The 16669-nt window shown below is 59.2% G+C and carries 17 protein-coding genes; 6 read left to right on the top strand and 11 right to left on the bottom strand.

The genetic code is table 11. From position 1 onward, the window contains the following. Positions 1–8 precede the first annotated feature (8 nt). The 4 genes from coaE to HUV30_RS07470 all read left to right on the top strand — a co-directional run bounded on the left by coaE (position 9) and on the right by HUV30_RS07470 (position 4531). Positions 9–1625, top strand: a complete 1617-nt coding sequence (gene coaE / locus HUV30_RS07485) for a dephospho-CoA kinase (RefSeq protein WP_174404821.1) — start codon at positions 9–11, stop codon at positions 1623–1625. A 29-nt stretch (positions 1626–1654) separates the two neighbouring features. Next, on the top strand, positions 1655–2437 hold the full coding sequence (locus HUV30_RS07480) for a rhomboid family intramembrane serine protease (RefSeq protein WP_174404820.1): 783 nt from the start codon (positions 1655–1657) through the stop codon (positions 2435–2437). Positions 2438–2568: 131 nt separating this feature from the next. Continuing rightward, complete coding sequence (locus tag HUV30_RS07475; protein ID WP_174404819.1) at positions 2569–3369, top strand: ABC transporter ATP-binding protein; 801 nt, start codon at positions 2569–2571, stop codon at positions 3367–3369. 1 nt (position 3370) lies between these two features. Beyond that, positions 3371–4531 carry a SufB/SufD family protein gene (locus tag HUV30_RS07470; RefSeq protein ID WP_174404818.1) on the top strand — a complete coding sequence of 387 codons (1161 nt, stop codon included), beginning with the start codon at positions 3371–3373 and terminating at the stop codon, positions 4529–4531. A gap of 105 nt (positions 4532–4636) precedes the next feature. Here the strand turns inward: HUV30_RS07470 and HUV30_RS07465 are convergent, their stop codons facing one another. Then, complete coding sequence (locus HUV30_RS07465) at positions 4637–5332, bottom strand: DUF6901 family protein (RefSeq protein ID WP_174404817.1); 696 nt, start codon at positions 5330–5332, stop codon at positions 4637–4639. A 204-nt stretch (positions 5333–5536) separates the two neighbouring features. Between HUV30_RS07465 and HUV30_RS07460 the strand changes: the two genes are divergently transcribed. After that, entirely contained in the window at positions 5537–5824 is a 288-nt protein-coding gene (locus HUV30_RS07460; RefSeq protein ID WP_174404816.1) for a YciI family protein, read from the top strand. 87 nt (positions 5825–5911) lie between these two features. On the opposite strand, the gene HUV30_RS07455 is transcribed toward HUV30_RS07460, so the two are convergent. The 10 genes from HUV30_RS07455 to HUV30_RS07410 all read right to left on the bottom strand — a co-directional run bounded on the left by HUV30_RS07455 (position 5912) and on the right by HUV30_RS07410 (position 15459). Then, positions 5912–6385, bottom strand: coding sequence for a ferritin-like domain-containing protein (locus tag HUV30_RS07455; protein ID WP_174404815.1), 474 nt, complete (start codon positions 6383–6385; stop codon positions 5912–5914). Positions 6386–6399: 14 nt separating this feature from the next. Beyond that, positions 6400–7245, bottom strand: coding sequence for an FAD/NAD(P)-binding protein (locus HUV30_RS07450; protein ID WP_174404814.1), 846 nt, complete (start codon positions 7243–7245; stop codon positions 6400–6402). Beyond that, positions 7235–8302 carry a 4Fe-4S dicluster domain-containing protein gene (locus HUV30_RS07445; protein WP_174404813.1) on the bottom strand — a complete coding sequence of 356 codons (1068 nt, stop codon included), beginning with the start codon at positions 8300–8302 and terminating at the stop codon, positions 7235–7237. Before HUV30_RS07445 ends, HUV30_RS07450 begins: the two co-directional genes overlap by 11 nt. Continuing rightward, positions 8302–9282: a 4Fe-4S dicluster domain-containing protein gene (locus HUV30_RS07440; protein ID WP_174404812.1), complete on the bottom strand. Its 981-nt coding sequence runs from the start codon at positions 9280–9282 to the stop codon at positions 8302–8304. The genes HUV30_RS07445 and HUV30_RS07440 overlap by 1 nt, the downstream gene beginning before the upstream one ends. Continuing rightward, entirely contained in the window at positions 9279–9806 is a 528-nt protein-coding gene (locus HUV30_RS07435; protein WP_174404811.1) for a hydrogenase iron-sulfur subunit, read from the bottom strand. Before HUV30_RS07435 ends, HUV30_RS07440 begins: the two co-directional genes overlap by 4 nt. Continuing rightward, positions 9782–11755 carry a CoB--CoM heterodisulfide reductase iron-sulfur subunit A family protein gene (locus HUV30_RS07430; protein WP_174404810.1) on the bottom strand — a complete coding sequence of 658 codons (1974 nt, stop codon included), beginning with the start codon at positions 11753–11755 and terminating at the stop codon, positions 9782–9784. Before HUV30_RS07430 ends, HUV30_RS07435 begins: the two co-directional genes overlap by 25 nt. A 15-nt stretch (positions 11756–11770) precedes the next feature. Beyond that, positions 11771–12646, bottom strand: coding sequence for a CoB--CoM heterodisulfide reductase iron-sulfur subunit B family protein (locus HUV30_RS07425; protein WP_174404809.1), 876 nt, complete (start codon positions 12644–12646; stop codon positions 11771–11773). Next, positions 12643–13227 carry a 4Fe-4S dicluster domain-containing protein gene (locus tag HUV30_RS07420; protein WP_174404808.1) on the bottom strand — a complete coding sequence of 195 codons (585 nt, stop codon included), beginning with the start codon at positions 13225–13227 and terminating at the stop codon, positions 12643–12645. The genes HUV30_RS07425 and HUV30_RS07420 overlap by 4 nt, the downstream gene beginning before the upstream one ends. A 745-nt stretch (positions 13228–13972) precedes the next feature. Next, positions 13973–14890 carry a DMT family transporter gene (locus tag HUV30_RS07415; protein WP_174404807.1) on the bottom strand — a complete coding sequence of 306 codons (918 nt, stop codon included), beginning with the start codon at positions 14888–14890 and terminating at the stop codon, positions 13973–13975. Between the two features lie 152 nt (positions 14891–15042). Further along, positions 15043–15459 carry a DUF2000 domain-containing protein gene (locus HUV30_RS07410; protein WP_174404806.1) on the bottom strand — a complete coding sequence of 139 codons (417 nt, stop codon included), beginning with the start codon at positions 15457–15459 and terminating at the stop codon, positions 15043–15045. Positions 15460–15776: 317 nt separating this feature from the next. Between HUV30_RS07410 and HUV30_RS07405 the strand changes: the two genes are divergently transcribed. Next, on the top strand, positions 15777–16442 hold the full coding sequence (locus tag HUV30_RS07405) for a glyoxalase-like domain protein (protein WP_174404805.1): 666 nt from the start codon (positions 15777–15779) through the stop codon (positions 16440–16442). Positions 16443–16669 lie beyond the last annotated feature (227 nt).

The raw sequence follows: 16669 nt of genomic DNA, 5'->3' as shown, positions 1-16669 counted from the left end.
TTTTCAAAATGACTAATTATATTGATGATCCTGAAAACGGAAACACCATTACACTTACCGTTTCACGCGATGCGCACGGCACCCGCCTTGACCAGTACCTCTCTGACGCGCTGACGGAGCACTCCATAAGCCGCGAGCGCATCAAGAAGGCCATCAAAGAAGGCAACGTCCTTGTAAACAAAGGCCGCTGCACCAAGCCTAACACCAGGGTCAGCACGGGTATGCAGATCGAGGTGGACATAGATTTCGATACTTCGTCGCTGGTACCCGAAGATGCCCCCATCACGGTGCTGTACAAAGACCAGCACCTTGTGGTGCTCAACAAGCAGCCCGGGTTGACCGTACACCCCTGCCCCAGCTGCCCCACGGGAACGCTGGTGCACCGTGTGCTCCACCATTTTCCGGAACTCGCATCCATGGAAGGCTTCCGCCCCGGCATAGTGCACAGGCTGGACAAGGATACCTCCGGCATCATCGTGATTGCGCTTACCGAGACCGCAAGGCTTGCGCTTTCCGAGGCATTTGCCCTGCGCACCATGCACAAGGAATACCTTGCCCTCACCATGGGCGTTCCGGAGCACGAAACCGATACCATAGAGGTACCCATCGGCCGCCACCCCTCCATCAAGGTAAAGATGGCTCCGGTGAAGCCGGAACAGGGCGGCCGCCCTGCCCATTCCGACTACCGCGTGCTGCATGCGGACAGCGCAGCCAACTACGCGCTGGTGGCTGTGCGCATCCACACGGGAAGAACACACCAGATCCGTGTGCACATGAGCCATATAGGGCATCCCCTGTGGGGCGACTCCACCTATGGCGGCGGGGTTTCCGAAAGCTCTCCCTTCGCTCCGCTGGCAGCCCGCCAGATGCTGCATGCATGGAAGATTGCGTTCACTCATCCGGTCACCGGCGAAGAAATGCAGTTCACCTGCCCCCCGCCGGACGACTTCATGCAGCTGGCAACGGCGCTTTCCGCCCGCACCCAGCGCGTGGTGCTCACCGGCATGCCCGGGTGCGGTAAATCTGCCCTGCTGAGCACACTTGAGGAACGCGGCATACCCGTCTGGACTGCCGACGGCATAGTGCACAGCCTCTACGCCATGGGCGGCGACGGCTGGCATTTCCTGCGCGGGCGCTACGGCGACAGATTCGCCCCGGTTGACGGCCCCGTGGACAGAAGCGCCCTCTTTGAAGGCATGTGCGAATCAGTGTCCATCCGCAGAGAAGTGGAAGCCTGCATCCATCCCATAGTCCGCCACGACCTGCTGGCATTCTGGAAAACCCACGCGGACAAGCCCGTGGCTGCCGCCGAGGTTCCGCTCATTCTGGAAGCAGGCTGGCAGGAAGATGCCGACCTGCTTGTGGGCGTAAACTGCCCGCGCGAAATACGGGCGGCCCGTCTTGCCGAGCACCGCAACTGGAATGATGACATGCTGGCCGTGATGGAATCATGGCAGTGGTCGGAAAAGGATAAGATGGGTGCCTGCGACATCGTGGTGGACAACAGCGGCACACGCGAAGCACTGTCCGCCAATGCGGACAAGCTTCTGGAATCACTGACGCGGCGACGCGAAGACAAACGCAAGGCCCTGCAGGATCGTCTTACCACGATCTTTCAGGGATAATCCCCGTTCCGGACAGGACAGAGGCGCGCATGTTTCCCATTCGAGACAGCATACCCAGAGTGCACACGCCCTACGCGGTGTATACCATCATCGTGCTCAACGTGCTGGTATTCCTGTATCAGCAGAGTCTTTCCGGCGGCGAACTCTTCACCATGCTGCATACCTACGGGGTGGTTCCGGCGCGCTTCGCCTTTCCGGACTGGGCAACACAGGTAGGCTATCCCGCCTACGGCCAGTTCGCCCTCATCACCCACCAGTTCATGCATGGCGGGTGGATGCATCTGCTGCTGAACATGTGGACGCTGTGGATATTCGGCGACAACATAGAAGATGTCATGGGGCCTGTGCGCTTCATGCTCTTCTATCTGTGCTGCGGCCTTGCGGCCGTGCTCACGCATATGCTCTCGGACGCCGCCGCCACAATGCCCATTGTCGGCGCGTCCGGTGCCATTGCAGGCGTCATGGGGGCTTACTTTCTGCTCTACCCCCACGCCAAGGTCGTAACCCTTATCCCCATAATCATCATTCCGCTGTTCTTCGACCTGCCTGCGGTGGTGTATCTGGGCATATGGTTCGCCATGCAGGTGCTTTCCGGCCTCGGCTCCATGGTGCAACCGGGCGGCGGCGCAAGCATAGCATGGTGGGCGCACGCAGGCGGATTCATGGCGGGCATACTGCTCCTGCCGGTATTCCGGCAAAAAGGCCGTTGCTACTACTGCCGCATTCCAGAGGGTACTCCACCGCACAGGGCTGTCATCACCAGACCGCATCATCCCGTGGTTCCACCTTCTTCAGGGCGCGATGACGGCTGATTCATCCGCCCGTTTCCGGAAATCCGGTCACCTCGCGGTGCCTGCATTGACTTAGCCGGATTCATGCCGCATAACGGTGCGTCCAGACGCAAAGGCGCCTGTAATTCCATACCGTAAGACGGGGACTTCTCATGCTTGAAATAAAGAATCTACACGTGAACATCGGGGACGTGGAGGTGCTCAAGGGCATCGATCTGACGATCTCCGAAGGTGAAACGTTTATTCTGTTCGGCCCCAACGGGTCCGGCAAGACCACATTGCTCATGAGCCTCATGGGCTTTGGTAACTACACCGTGACCGAGGGCCAGATTCTCTTCAAGGGCGTGGACATCACCCATGCGCCCATGTACGAACGCGCCCGTCTCGGTATCGGCATGTCCTTCCAGCGCCCCCCCACCATTCACGGCCTCAAGACTGCAGACCTCGTGAAGATGTGCGGTCAGGGCCGCGATGTGGATGTTCCCGCGCTGGCAAAGAAGGTCAACTTCACCCGCTTCCTCGGCCGTGACATCAACGCCGGTTTCTCCGGCGGCGAAATAAAGCGTTCCGAACTGCTGCAGCTCATGGCCCAGCGCCCCGACCTTGTGCTCTTCGACGAGCCCGAATCCGGCGTTGACCTTGAAAACATGTCGCTGATCGGCAAGACCGCGCGCGAACTGCTGGACGGCATGCAGCCCGCATCGTGCACCATGAAAAAGGCCAAGCAGTCCTGCAAGACCGCCGGCCTCATCATCACCCACACCGGCTACATTCTCGAATACGTGAACGCCGACCGCGGTCAGGTCATGTATAACGGCAAGCTGTGCTGCGAAGCCCGTCCCCGCGACATTCTCGACCACATCTCCCGCCACGGCTACAAGGAATGCCTGCGCTGCCTGAGCGCCGAATCCGGGGAAACGATCGACCTCGCCGACTTCCGTGAGGCATACTAACATGCAGAAAATAGACCTTAAGAAATACAGAATTGACGGCGGTTCCGCCGCTCCCATCGAAGATCTTTCCTCCCTGTCGCCCGAAGACAAGGAACGCCTGCTTTACGCGGGCATAGACGTGGACCGTCAGGACCGCGCCGGTTCCTTCATGCACATGAACCACTCGGGCGTGCACTGCAAGACCAAGCAGGAAGGCCTTGAGATCATGGACATCAAGGCCGCACTGGAAAAGTTCGACGGCCTGCCCGAATACTGGTGGAAGCTGGTGGACAAGGACAAGGACGAATTCACCAGAGCTGCCTATGAGAATCTGCACGGCGGCTACTTCATCCGCGCCAAGGCCGGTGTGAAGGTAAAAGATCCCGTGCAGTCCTGCCTGTTCATCAAGGATTCCGGCCTCGCCCAGAACGTGCATAACGTTGTGGTGGTTGAAGAAGGTGCAGAAATGCACATCATCACCGGCTGTGCCACCGCCCACGGTGCCAAGGAAAGCGCCCACATGGGCATATCCGAATTCTACGTGAAAAAGGGCGGCAAGCTCACCTTCACCATGATTCACAACTGGGGTGATGACACTGCCGTGCGTCCGCGCTCTGCCGGTGTGCTGGAAGAAGACGCCGTGTTCCTGAGCAACTACGTGCTGCTCAAGCCGGTCAAGGACCTGCAGATGTATCCTTCCATCGCGCTGAACGGCGCCGGTGCCGTTGCCCGTTTCAACTCCGTTATCGTGGCACCGGAAGGCTCCTACGTGGACTGCGGCAACCGCATCGAGCTGAATGCGCCCAACACCCGCGCAGAAATCATCGCCCGCACGCTGACCACCGGCGGAACCATCATCAACCGTGGTTTCATCGGCGCAAGCAGCGTACCCGCACGCGGCCACCTGGAATGCAAGGGCCTCATCCTCGGCGGCGGCCGCATCCATGCCATTCCTGAACTGGATGCCACCATCGACGGCGTGGAACTCTCGCACGAAGCCGCAGTGGGCAAGATCGCACAGGAAGAAATCGAATATCTCATGGCCCGCGGCCTTGATGAAGACGAAGCAACCGCCACCATCGTGCGCGGCTTCCTGAACGTGGAGATGGAAGGCCTGCCCCAGGAACTGCAGGAAGCCATCAACAAGCAGATCAACGAACTGGATGCAAGCGACGCCATGTAGCCGGCCTGCAGTAAGTACCCATGAATGCAAAGCCCGCCGGAACAATCCGGCGGGCTTTTTTTGCGTGCTGCCCGCTACAGGCAGTAAAGGGCTGTAGCGGGTCCTCTACGTCTTCAAATTGATAAACGGCAGAAACAGATGCCGGAAGTCCTCAAGCCTGTCCTCCAGCACAAAGGGCATCGATTTGGCGAACAGGTCGAGAATGATCACCGCATTGACGGATGAATCCGCCTGTGTTGCCGCCTTGAGCCGCTGCACCAGCTGCAGGTTCACTATCTCCATATCAGCATAGATACGCGACAGTCCCATCATGTGCAGGTCCACGCGCTCCGGCGTATCATGCATGAAATACTGCGCCAGCATGAACATGGATGCGGCCCGGTAAAAAGTCTCGTCGGACGATGCAAACGGCAGGTGGAACCGGGCCATGGGCTTGAAAAACGCGGTATAGGGGCAGCCCGATGTGGGAATGATGAGCCCGAGCAGCGAACTCACCCCCCGCTGAGCCGTTGTGCGCTGATTGATGGTACGCTCCGGCGTCTCCACCTCCACCAGCAAAGGGGTGTAGGAAATGAGATGCCCAAGCTTGTCGATCACATCCACAAGGCGCGCCGCAAGCGGGCAGAACTCCGTTGTTTCCACATCAAAGGGACAGTGACTGCATGTGAAATACGAGAGACGTGTCCAGTCGGGCAGCTCCGGAGGCAAAGGCCAGTCCGCTTCCAGCGTATCGGACGTAAAGCGCAGGCCAAAGAGCTCGGTCTGCCCCGTATCCAGCGTAAAGCGGTAGGTTATTTCCACAACGACCTCTGGTGTGTTCGGACCCAAACCCGAGCCTGTTATAAGGAATGTTCGGATTGTAATATATTCTGCAACAATACACCAACTGTGAAAAATGATAATTCGCGTATCCGCCAAACGTGCGCAGCAGACCATGCCATGAACGCCTGCGACGTCTTGCCTTCCCTTCCCAAAAGCGTATAGCACAGACACGAGGTAAACGACATGTATATAGTATCACTTAACTACACGGCCCCGCTTGAGAAGATAGACAACCTGCTGGAGGAACACGTGCAGTTTCTGCACGCCAAATACGAAGCCGGAATATTCATCGCTTCAGGCAGAAAGGTACCCAGAACAGGCGGCGTGATCATGGCCAGAGGCTGTGATCTGGAAACCCTGCGTGCGCACCTTGCGGAAGACCCCTTCCACCGCGAACAGGCTGCCACCTACGAGATTACGGAATTTTCGCCCACCATGACCGCAGCGGGCTTTGAAGCGCTGAAAGACTAGCCTGCCGCCAGCCCCACGCAAAAAGCCCGGAACCATACGGTTCCGGGCTTTATCTTTTTTCTGTCGCACCACGTGCGCCAAAGGCATTTAGGCCAGCAGGGCCACCAGCCTGATCAGGTGCGTGCGTTCTTCGTCAACACAGCGGTCAACCGCCGCCTTTTCGGAATTCGGCACCAGCTCACGCATTTCGCGGAAGAAGAACATGGTGTCCTTCTCGAACTGCATGGCCATGCGGATGGCTTCTTCGCGGACCAGACCGGCTCCGGCGGTTTCGCCATCCCTGAACAGGGCGTGGTTGTCGAGCATGGCGCTCATGTAGGCCACATACTCGTCTTCGGTCGCCCATGCAGGCAGAGTCACGGGAGCAAGGCGCTCCCCCATGGCCCGGAACACTTCGCGGTGCTTTGCTTCCTCGTCGCGCAGGTATTCAAACACCTCGCGGGTGGAAGAATCGCCGTCGAATCCGATGGCATCAACAAGCCGCTGATAGAACGCCTCACCGCGCGTTTCGATTTCCTCTGCCGCACGGATGATATCGCCAGCCTTGAATATTCCGGCCATAATGCCTCCTCGCCCTACAGTTCGTCGGGCAGGTCTTTCAGTTCAGAGTACTTGAATACGGGGCCATCCACACACACGTACTTGGTGCCTATGTTGCAGCGGCCGCACAGGCCTACGCCGCACTTCATGCGCTTTTCCAGCGTGGTGATGATCTGCTCATCGGCAAAGCCCAGCTTCTTCAGGGCCTGCAGGGTGAACTTGATCATGATGGGCGGGCCGCAGGTAACCGCAAAGGTGTTCTCGGGCGAAGGATTGATGTCCGTCAGCACGTGGGGGATAAGGCCCACGCGCTCTTCGGGAGCATCGCCCCAGCCTTCGGCTGCGGAGTCCACGGTGAGCACCACGTCAAGATCGTCACGGCCGCGCCATTCGCGCACGTCTTCCTGGTAGGCCATGTCGCGGGGCGAACGTGCACCGTACAGCAGAGTGATCTTGCCGTAATCCTTGCGGTTGTCCAGCAGGTAGACCAGCAGGGTACGCAGCGGCGCCATGCCGATGCCGCCTGCCACAAAGACGATGTCCTTGCCCTTCATCTCGTCCACGGGGAACCAGTTGCCAAGGGGAGCGCGCACGCCGAGGGAATCGCCTTCCTTCAGGGTGTGCAGGCGGCTGGTCACCTCCCCCACCTTCATGACGCTGAACTGCAGATAGTCCATACGGGTGGGGGAAGAGTTGATAACAAAGGTGGATTCACCGAACCCGAAGGCGGAAAGCTGCCCCACCTGACCGGGCATGAACGAGAAGTCCTGCATTACCTTTTCATCGTTGAAACGGACGCGGAAGGTACGGATATTAGGCGTTTCGTCCACCACTTCGATGATGGTCGCCATATCGGGAAGGATGGGATTGTTAGCGCTCATCGCTGCCCTCTTCTTGCTTGGGAGTATGGTTCTGTGCCGCCTTCACGATGGCGCGAATGTCCACGGAAGCGGGACAGCTCTTGATGCACCGGCCGCAGCCGCAGCAGGCGATAACGCCGTGCAGCTCCGGATAGTAGGCGAACTTGTGGTTCACGCGGTTACGCAGACGGTGTGCCTTGGTGGGACGCGGGTTGTGGCCGCTGCCTTCCAGCGTGAACTGGAAGGACATGCAGTTGTCCCACGTGCGCAGACGCTTGCCGGAAAGACCGACCGAATCGTCCGTGATGTTGAAGCAGTAACAGGTGGGGCACAGGTAGGTGCATGCGCCGCAGCTGATACACTTGGCGGACTGTTCGGTCCAGAATTCCATATCGTCAAAACGGGCCATGAGCTTTTCGCCGCAGCCTACATAATCATGCGGCTCGGGCAGCTTTGCACGGTTGGCCTGCTTCACGCCTTCTGCTTCCTGCGCCTTTTCCGCGGCACTCTTGAAGAAGGATGCCTTGAGCAGTTCTTCGCCGCGCGCGGTCACAGCTTCGGCCACATAGCCGCCCTTCACGGGCACCAGCAGCACGTCGGAGCCTTCCGTATCGGCCGGATGGCTGCCCACGTCATGGCAGAAGCAGGTGGATTCGATACGGGTGCAGGCCACGGTCACAAACAGGGTGTTCTCGCGGCGCGACACGTAGTACGGATCGCGGATCTTCTCACAGTTGTACACGCGGTCGAAAACCAGCATGCCGCGCGTGCCGCAGGGGCGGGCACCCACAACCACCGCAGTTTCCTGCGGCAGGGTTTCCTTCACCTGCACACGGGTGCGGTCAAGGTTTTCGGGGTCCTTGTCATGCTTGTACTTGAGCAGCACTTCGTTCTGGGGGAACACGCCTTCCTTGGGCGGAAGAACGGGCATACGATCCAGAACGGGGGTACGGCCCTTCACATGCGGACGGAAGGTAACCACCGTGTTGTCCCACATGGGGGCCAGCACAACATGGCGCTCGGCCAGCTCGTCAAGCCAGAGCGTGGTATCGTCTTGGCTGATGAATTTCGCTTCCATTACCAGCCCCTCTCCTTGATGTTGTCTTCTTCCACCTTGAAGGTGAGCAGGGGCGGCGTGGCTTCGGGGTCCGCACCGCTGACGTAGTCGAAGGTATTCTTCACCGCGTGCACCATGGTGCGGCGGAACAGCATGATGGGCAGATCGACCGGACATGCACGCTGGCATTCGCCGCATTCGATGCAGCGGCCTGCAAGGTGCATGGTGTGGATCATCTGGAACATGAAGTTCTCTGCCGAGCTGGTCTCCTGCGATACCCAGTGCGGGTTACGCGAGGTGGAGATGCAGTGGTCGCGGCATACGCACATGGGGCAGGTGTTGCGGCAGGCGTAACAACGCACGCAGCGGCGCATCTGGTCCTGCCAGAAGGTGAAACGCTCATCCAGCGAGAGCTTTTCAAAGGCTTCCAGAGAAGGAGCCTTGTCGCACTTGGGCGCCACGGGCACCTCTTCACCGGCAAAGTGCTCGGTGGCAATGGCGTTGGGGAAGCGGCAGGTGAGACACTTCTCAAGACACACGGTGTCGAAGTCGAAGGTCTCCACATCGCCGTTCACGGCCACTTCCACCTTGTCACCCTTGAAGGTGATGGAGTGCATGTCTTCCACGTAGTGACCGCCCTGCTCCACCTTGTATTCAAGGCGGGCATGGCTCAGACAGCCGGTGCAACCCACGCCGAACAGAACAATGTTCTCGCGCGGGATCATGCGTTCCTGCGTAAGCTGGACAATGGCGCGGGAATCGCAGCCCTTGACCACAAGACCGATCTTGCCGGCGCCCGGAGTCCGGGTCAGACCGGTAAGGTAGGTGCCGAGGCTGTGCACGCACAGCGGGCTCCAGATGAGGCGGTCAATGTCCTCTTCCTTGCGGATATACAGCGGCGTGGCGTGCATGGCGTCGTAGCCCTGCTCCCAGCCTATGACCACGTCAAGGTCCGGCAGGGCCTTGCGGATCTGGTCTTTCAGTTGCTCAAGCGTACTCATAACGCCCTCTCCTTGTGGCAGGGGCAGGAGGGCCCCTGTTTCACGCCTTCCTCTATCTGCTTGAGGCAGAGTTCGTCATATCCGCTGCCGCCCTGCATGCGCGGCGCGGGGCCAAGCTCGTGGATACGGTTGGTGAACTTGGTCACCACGTCCTGCCAGCGAGCGCCTTCAGAGGCGGAAACCCACGTATATTCAAAGCGTTGCGGATCAATGCCCGTAATGGGCAGGAACTGCTTGAGCAGTTCGAGCCGGCGGCGGGCATAGTAGTTGCCTTCTGCGTAGTGGCAGTCGCGGGGGTGGCAGCCGGAAACCAGCACGCCGTCCGCACCGCTGACCAGCGCGCGCATGATGAACAGCGGGTCGATACGACCCGAGCAGGGAACGCGGATGATGCGCAGGTCGGTAGGCTGCTCAAAGCGCGCCACGCCTGCCGTATCCGCACCGCCGTACGAGCACCAGTTGCAGAGGAAGCCGACCACGCGCAGTTCGCGCGTATCGCTTAAAACTCCATTTCGGGCTGACATAAGGCATTCACCTCCGCAAGAATCTGGTTATCGGTAAAGTGCTGCAGCTGGATGGCACCATGCGGGCAGGTAACGGTACAGATACCGCAGCCCTGACAGACGGTTTCCACAACTTCTGCCTTGGTGTTGCCTGCGCGGTCCTTCACGTCCTTCACCGCGCCGAAGGGGCAGGTCATGGTGCACTTGAGGCAGCCCACGCAACGGTTCTGGTTCACGCGGGAAACCTGCGGGTCGCTTTCCAGCTTGTCCTTGGCGAACAGGGTAAGCACCTTGGCCGCAGTCGCACTGCCCTGCCCGACGGAGGTGGGAATGTCCTTGGGGCCCTGACAGCAACCGGCGAGGTACACACCGGCGGTGTTGGTTTCCACGGGCTTGAGCTTGGGGTGCGCTTCCATGAAGAAACCGTAATGGTCGTAGGAAATACGCAGCTTTTCCGCGAGGTGCGGAGCGCCCTTGGAGGATTCTATACCCACGGCAAGCACCACGAGATCGGCTTCCACTTCCACCTGTGTTCCGGCGAGGGTATCCGCACCGCGAACCACGAGCGTGTCGCCCTTGGGGTAGATCATGGAAACACGGCCGCGCACGTACTGCACGCCATACTGTTCCTGCGCACGGCGGGTGAACTCGTCGTAGCCTTTACCGGGGGAACGGATGTCCATGTAGAACACGTAGGAATCGGAATCCGGAATGTGGTCCTTAGTCAGCACGGCCTGCTTGGCGGTATACATGCAGCAGAAACCGGAACAGTAGGGACGGTCCACCGACTTGTCGCGGGAGCCCACGCACTGGATGAAGACCACGCGCTTGGGTTCCTTTCCGTCAGACGGGCGCTTGATGTGGCCTGCGGTGGGACCGGAAGCGTTCATCATGCGTTCGTACTGCAGCGAGGTAACCACGTCGGGATAGCGACCGCCGCCGTACTGGCCGTAAACGGTCCAGTCGAAGAGATCGTATCCGGTGGCGGCGACAATGGCGCCCACCTTTTCGGAGACAATCGTATCCTGCTGTTCAAAGTCGATGCACTTGGTGGGACACACCTTGGCACACACGCCGCACTTGCCCTTCTGCAGCTTGAGGCAGAATTCGGGCTTGATGGCAGCCTTCTTGGGAATGGCCTGCGGGAAAGGAATGCCGATGGCCGTGGTGGTGGCCACACCTTCGTTGAAGGCGTCATGGCTCTTCTTGCTGGGACACTTTTCCATGCACAGACCGCAGCCGGTGCAGGCATCCCAGTTCACGTAGGTGGCACGGCGGCGCACTTTCACGTCGAAGTTGCCGACGTAACCGCTGATTTCCTCAACCTCGGACGCTGCATACAGCGTGATGTTGGGATGCTGGGCCACGTCCACCATCTTGGGACCGAGAATGCAGGAAGAACAGTCCACGGTGGGGAAGGTCTTGTCCAGCTTGGCCATCTTGCCGCCGATGGTGGTTTCTCGCTCCACCATGATGACCTGAATGCCCGCATCCGCACAGTCCAGCGCAGCCTGAATGCCCGCAACACCGCCGCCGATAACCAGCACGCGCTTGGTCACATCGAACTTGTTGGCAAAGAGTGGGTTGTTCAGCTGCAGCTTGGCAGCGGCAATGCGCACCAGATCGGCGGCCTTGACCGTGTTGAGCTCCTTGTTCTTGCCGATCCACGAAACATGTTCACGGATGTTGGCCATTTCCAGCATGTAGCGGTTCAGACCGGCACGCTCAAGAGCCCGGCGGAAGGTGGGCTCATGCATGCGGGGGGAACAGGAAGCAACGACAACGCCGTCCAGCCTGTGTTCCTTGATGGCCTGTATGATGGCATCCTGTCCGGGTTCCGAACAGGCGTACATGGTATCGGTGGCGAAAACCACGTCGGGGAACATTTTGGCCGCCTGTGCCACGCTGGGACAGTCCACGGTGGCGGCGATGTTGCTCCCGCAGTGGCAGACGAAAACGCCTATGCGCATGATTTCATCTCCTTGCTAGAGCACGCCTGCCTGTTCAAGGCAGGGCTTGGGGTTCACGGCCAGCTTGGCTATGCCCATCTCGGAGGCAGAAAGGCCCATGGCGAGTCCCATAAGTTGCGTGAAATAGAACACCGGAATGGCGTGCTTGCTGCCACGCGCCGAGTTCACCTGTCCCTGACGCAGGTCAAGGTTCATCTGGCAGAGGGGGCAGGCGGTGACAATGGCGTCCGCGCCCATGCCTGCGGCAACATCCAGCAGTCTGCCGGAAAGCTCGGTCACAATGTCCTTGCGGGGCATGCCTGCGGCAGCGCCGCAGCATTCCACCTTGAGGGGGAAGGGAAGCACCTCTGCTCCGCAGGCTTCCATGAGCGTATCCATGGCCATGGGGTGCTCAGGATCGTCAAACTGCATGACTTCCGGCGGGCGGTTCATGATGCAGCCGTAGTAGCAGACAACGCGCAGCTTGGAGAGCGGACGCACAACCTTGGCCTGCACGGCTTCGGGGCCCACGTCTTCCAGCAGCACCTGCAGGGTGGACTTCACTTCAGCAAGGGATTCGCACTCGGTATCCAGCAGGTTCTTCACCTGCTTGCGGAAGCCTTCCTTCTCCATCTTGTGTCCGGCAACGCGCAGGTTGGCGAGGCAGCTGGGACAGGGAGTGGTAACGGTGTCAAGACCGGCCTGTGCGGCCAGCTCAAGGTTGCGGGCAGAAAGCGCCGCAGAAAGCACGTGGTCCACGGTATGGGCGGGGGTGGAACCGCAGCAGCTCCAGTCCGGAACATCCTGCAGGCTCAGGCCGAGGCGATCACATACCGCGCGGGTGGAAGCATCGTATTCAACGGACGTTCCGGAACCGGAACAACCGGGATAGTAGCCTATGCGCTGGCTCATTTCTTCTCGCCTCCGTTTTTCTCAGCGGGTTCAGGTTCGCCGCGGTAACGACGGAAGATGCGGGCGATATGCTCCGCCCCCTGAATGGTGTGGGGCCGCAGACCGAGCTTGCCCTTGGGCAGCATGGCGGGAGCAAGCTCCACATCGGTCCAGAACCGTCCGGTCTTCAGCACATAGCTGGCAAGAATACCCACCTCGTACACGCGGCCGTGCTTTTCCACGGACTCCAGAAACGCATCGCCGAAAGCCTTCACATTACGCTCGGTGGCGTAACCGGCCTCACGCGCCATGTGGCGCAACACGTCCATGACGCGGGCAACATCGATCTGGTTGGGGCAACGGGTGGTGCAGGACTGACAGGTGGCACACAGCCACAACGACTTGCTTTGCAGTACTTCCTCACGTCTTCCGAGTTGCAGAAGACGCATGATCCTGCTCACCGGAATGTCATATGCGAAGTTGTAGGGGCAACCGGCGGTACAGTTGCCGCACTGATAACAGTGGCTCGGCTCCTGCCCGCTGCGCTCCCTGACTTCCCGTATGAACTGGGAGTCCGGCTTCTGCAGAGAGATTGTTTTCATGCTTTTTCCCTGATGTAATCCGGTTGAATACACAAACCGCACAAAACCAGACAGGCTGGCGGCCGTCGATAATGACAATGGGGAACGGTTAGGTACGAAAAGCGGCACTAACCCGGTGTCGCACCCTTCAGAATCAGGGTGGAGCGACGCTGGCCAATCCGGCCAGTGTGGAAGGAGGGATCAGACAACCAAAACCGGCAACCGGCGGCAAAACCCACTCGTCGTCCCGCGAGCAAGCGCACCCCGCAGGCAAAAACGCCGTGCGGGCTGAAGGCATGTTCCCTGCGGAACACTGCGGGCGACAAAGTTGTTCGGCTACATCCGGCATGGTTCTGGTTTCATGTCTATCGGTCTCGCTATCCTGCGCCCGGCTTGCTCCTCCGGGCAATGCACGCATAAAGCGGCACTGTTTTCATCTACGGCAGAAGAGCAAAACAAGGATGCCACATCCATCCTTGCGAGCGCAACATCAATACTCTTCGAGTGCGCTTACAGGGATTTGCAAGGCAGGACAAGTCCTTCCCCCTAGGGGGAAGCTCAAAATTAACGACTACGGTATGATACGAATTTTATTCATTAATCACTCAATGAATACCCGATTATTCACCCAATCACAAGCAAGACAATGGATTACGGAACGGGTGTAACCTTACATACCGCAGCTAAGACACATTGATCTTTATTGTATCCCGTCACAAATATTGCCAGTCCGCCGACACATTGCTGCCTGCGGCTTTCAGGCCGATCAGGCCTTTTGCATGCCCCTTTTCCAAGGCGCAAGCTCCTGACTGAGACACACCCCGGCAAGCACAACCACGCAGGCGGCGTATTGCAGGGCATTCAGCCGTTCATCAAGAACAGCCCATCCCAGAATAAGGCAAAGCACCGGAATCATGTTAATAAAGGCAGAAGCCCGCCCCGCAGGAAGGTATGCCAGCGCATAATTGTAGCACCAGAAAGCACATAGCGAGACAAACACGCCCATATACACCACGGCCAGCATGCTGGGCCAGATGGCGGCAATATCCGTGAAATCGGGAAAGCCGGAAAAAAGCGCACCGGGAAGGAACCAGAAAAAGCCCGCAAGGCTCTGCAACCCTGTGAGCGCCCACGGGCCGTATCGCCCTTCCAGCTTGCGCAGGGCAAGGGTATAGCCCGCCGCAGCCACCATGGCACCGCATTCCAGCGCGTTGCCAAGGGCGGGATTGGGGCCGTCCGGCGAAGGGGTTCCCGCAAGGGTCAACCATGCCACCCCGCCGCAGGAGAGCAACAGCCCCGCAAGCATGGTCACGGAAGCCTTTTCACCCAGAAACAGCGCGGCAAGAGCAGCCACCATCAACGGCATGGTGGCGGAAATGGTACCCGCCTCGGAAGCGGAGGTATATTGCAGGGCGTAACTTTCAAGGGTGAAGTACAGGCAGGGCTGGAACAGGGCCACCACAAGCAGCCATTTCCAGTCACCTGGTTTGCGGTTGGCCCCCATGCCCCGCCGCAGCATGGGCAACACCACGATGGAGGCGCAGACAAGGCGCATCCAGATGATGGTGAGCGGGGCAACCTCGCGCAGGGCGATCTTCATGCCCACAAAGGAACTGGACCACAGCCCCACCGCGGCCAGCAGGGCCATAGTGGGCAGGAACGCAGGCGAATTACGGGAAACCATGCTGCACCCTTCCGAAAAATGAATCCTGCCGCAGGCGCGGCAGGCGGTGTGATTGAGAAAGAAGTTCTTGCCTAATCGCTAATGCCGATCAGGACAAGAACTATATGTTGTTACAGTCTGTTCCGCTATGCCGGGGAGTATTCCTCTTCCCCTCACATGAGCCCGAACATGCCGGTAAGCGATGCCACCCGCTTGCGCCTGCCGAACAGGGCTACGCCCAGAAAACGCATGCCTTCCGGTTCCAGCGCGGCCATGCTGGTCGCATATTCATCATAGCTGCGCGAGCGCTGGGCAATGTCTGAAAATCCCGCCACAAGCAGAGCGTCATCTGCCCGCGCCACGGCGTGCAGCGTTGCCAGCTCGTCTGCAGAGGCCTTGAGAATGGGAATGGGCACCTGCGTGATGGCGGGATGGCAGAAGCCGCCGCCATCTGTCACATCCGTTCCCACCATGCCACCCACCTTCACGGTCACCGCCGTTGCCAGCACCGCAGCCGTGTTGGCTGCAAGCCCCTTGGGCAGGTTCTCATCAATCACGAATACGCACTTGGAATCCTTGTTCACGGTCATAGTATGCCTCCTGTGGTTTGAAGAAGGCACCCTACGCCATGCTCTGGGCAAGGTATGGTACAATATTGCGATACGCAGCGGCTTTACTTCTTGCGGACAAGGGAGTAGCCCGAAAGACATTGCAATAAAAGTTACGCTATACCGGCATAATAGAATGCGTTGGATATGTGGCTATTGCCTGCCCCGCCGTCACGCCGCCACGTCTATCTGGCCTGTCATGCCTGTCATGCCTATCTGGCAAACCGGACGTAGACTCACCTGAATGGCGACCTGACATACACGCCGCAAACGGCATTACACACACCGGAACACCGACCATGGAACTTGACCACATATACATATGCACAAGCCCGAAGGCTCCGGAGGGAGACTGCCTCGTCCAGTTCGGACTGCAGGAAGGTTCTTCCAACGTCCACCCCGGACAGGGAACCGCCAACCGACGCTTCTTCTTCCATAACTTCATGCTGGAACTGCTGTGGATAGCGGATACGCAGGAGCTTGCAGCGCTGGAAGGCAGCCCCATCCGCTTGAAGGAGCGATTTGATGCCTTGCCGCAGGGCGGCTCACCCTTCGGGCTGATATTTCGTCCCGAACTGCCGGAAAACGCCCGCGACAATGCCCCTCTGCCCGAGCACGCCATGTACCTTCCCGCCTACCTACCCGCCCCGCTGGGCATGCAGGTGGCCACGGATAACGGCACGCAAGAGCCTAACTACGTCTATCTCGACTTCATTACCCGCAGGGACAACTCCGCCACCGGAGAACCGCTCGACCACGCCCACGGCTTGAAAGAAGTGACGATGGCGCGCGTTACAGCCGCAACATCTGCCCCGCTTTCACGCACCGCAGGCCATGTGGCATCGCAAGGAACACTGGAGATTACATCCGGAGCCGGACATCTGCTGGAACTGTATTTCGATGGTGCAACACGGGGCATGTCGCGCGACTTCAGACCGCACCTGCCCCTCATATTCCACTGGTAGCGAACCAGCAAAATACCTGAATGACAATCCGGAAGACCGAGTCGGGATGACAATGCTTGGAGATCTGGTAGGGCAAAGGGTCCGACAGCCGATACTGCACCCGATACGACGGATGCGACAGCGGATACGACGCCGGATACGATGCCAGATACTTGCCAGATACGATCACGGATACTATGCCAGATAGTATGACGGATACGAGACGGCTGCGGCAGCGTAAACGGCCA

It is taken from the genome of Desulfovibrio subterraneus (assembly GCF_013340285.1).
Classification (GTDB): Bacteria; Desulfobacterota; Desulfovibrionia; order Desulfovibrionales; family Desulfovibrionaceae; genus Halodesulfovibrio; species Halodesulfovibrio subterraneus.
This window is presented reverse-complemented; position numbering and strand designations above follow the sequence as displayed.

Bases quoted from the DNA above. Each gene is read 5' to 3' on its own strand.
- HUV30_RS07405 (WP_174404805.1), top strand. From the start codon at position 15,777: ATGGAACTTGACCACATATACATATGCACAAGCCCGAAGGCTCCGGAG.
- coaE (WP_174404821.1), top strand. From the start codon at position 9: ATGACTAATTATATTGATGATCCTGAAAACGGAAACACCATTACACTT.
- HUV30_RS07440 (WP_174404812.1), bottom strand. From the start codon at position 9,282: ATGAGTACGCTTGAGCAACTGAAAGACCAGATCCGCAAGGCCCTGCCG.
- HUV30_RS07475 (WP_174404819.1), top strand. From the start codon at position 2,569: ATGCTTGAAATAAAGAATCTACACGTGAACATCGGGGACGTGGAGGTG.
- HUV30_RS07425 (WP_174404809.1), bottom strand. From the start codon at position 12,646: ATGAGCCAGCGCATAGGCTACTATCCCGGTTGTTCCGGTTCCGGAACG.
- HUV30_RS07450 (WP_174404814.1), bottom strand. From the start codon at position 7,245: ATGAGCGCTAACAATCCCATCCTTCCCGATATGGCGACCATCATCGAA.
- HUV30_RS07415 (WP_174404807.1), bottom strand. From the start codon at position 14,890: ATGGTTTCCCGTAATTCGCCTGCGTTCCTGCCCACTATGGCCCTGCTG.
- HUV30_RS07410 (WP_174404806.1), bottom strand. From the start codon at position 15,459: ATGACCGTGAACAAGGATTCCAAGTGCGTATTCGTGATTGATGAGAAC.
- HUV30_RS07470 (WP_174404818.1), top strand. From the start codon at position 3,371: ATGCAGAAAATAGACCTTAAGAAATACAGAATTGACGGCGGTTCCGCC.
- HUV30_RS07430 (WP_174404810.1), bottom strand. From the start codon at position 11,755: ATGCGCATAGGCGTTTTCGTCTGCCACTGCGGGAGCAACATCGCCGCC.
- HUV30_RS07460 (WP_174404816.1), top strand. From the start codon at position 5,537: ATGTATATAGTATCACTTAACTACACGGCCCCGCTTGAGAAGATAGAC.
- HUV30_RS07435 (WP_174404811.1), bottom strand. From the start codon at position 9,806: ATGTCAGCCCGAAATGGAGTTTTAAGCGATACGCGCGAACTGCGCGTG.
- HUV30_RS07455 (WP_174404815.1), bottom strand. From the start codon at position 6,385: ATGGCCGGAATATTCAAGGCTGGCGATATCATCCGTGCGGCAGAGGAA.
- HUV30_RS07420 (WP_174404808.1), bottom strand. From the start codon at position 13,227: ATGAAAACAATCTCTCTGCAGAAGCCGGACTCCCAGTTCATACGGGAA.
- HUV30_RS07480 (WP_174404820.1), top strand. From the start codon at position 1,655: ATGTTTCCCATTCGAGACAGCATACCCAGAGTGCACACGCCCTACGCG.
- HUV30_RS07445 (WP_174404813.1), bottom strand. From the start codon at position 8,302: ATGGAAGCGAAATTCATCAGCCAAGACGATACCACGCTCTGGCTTGAC.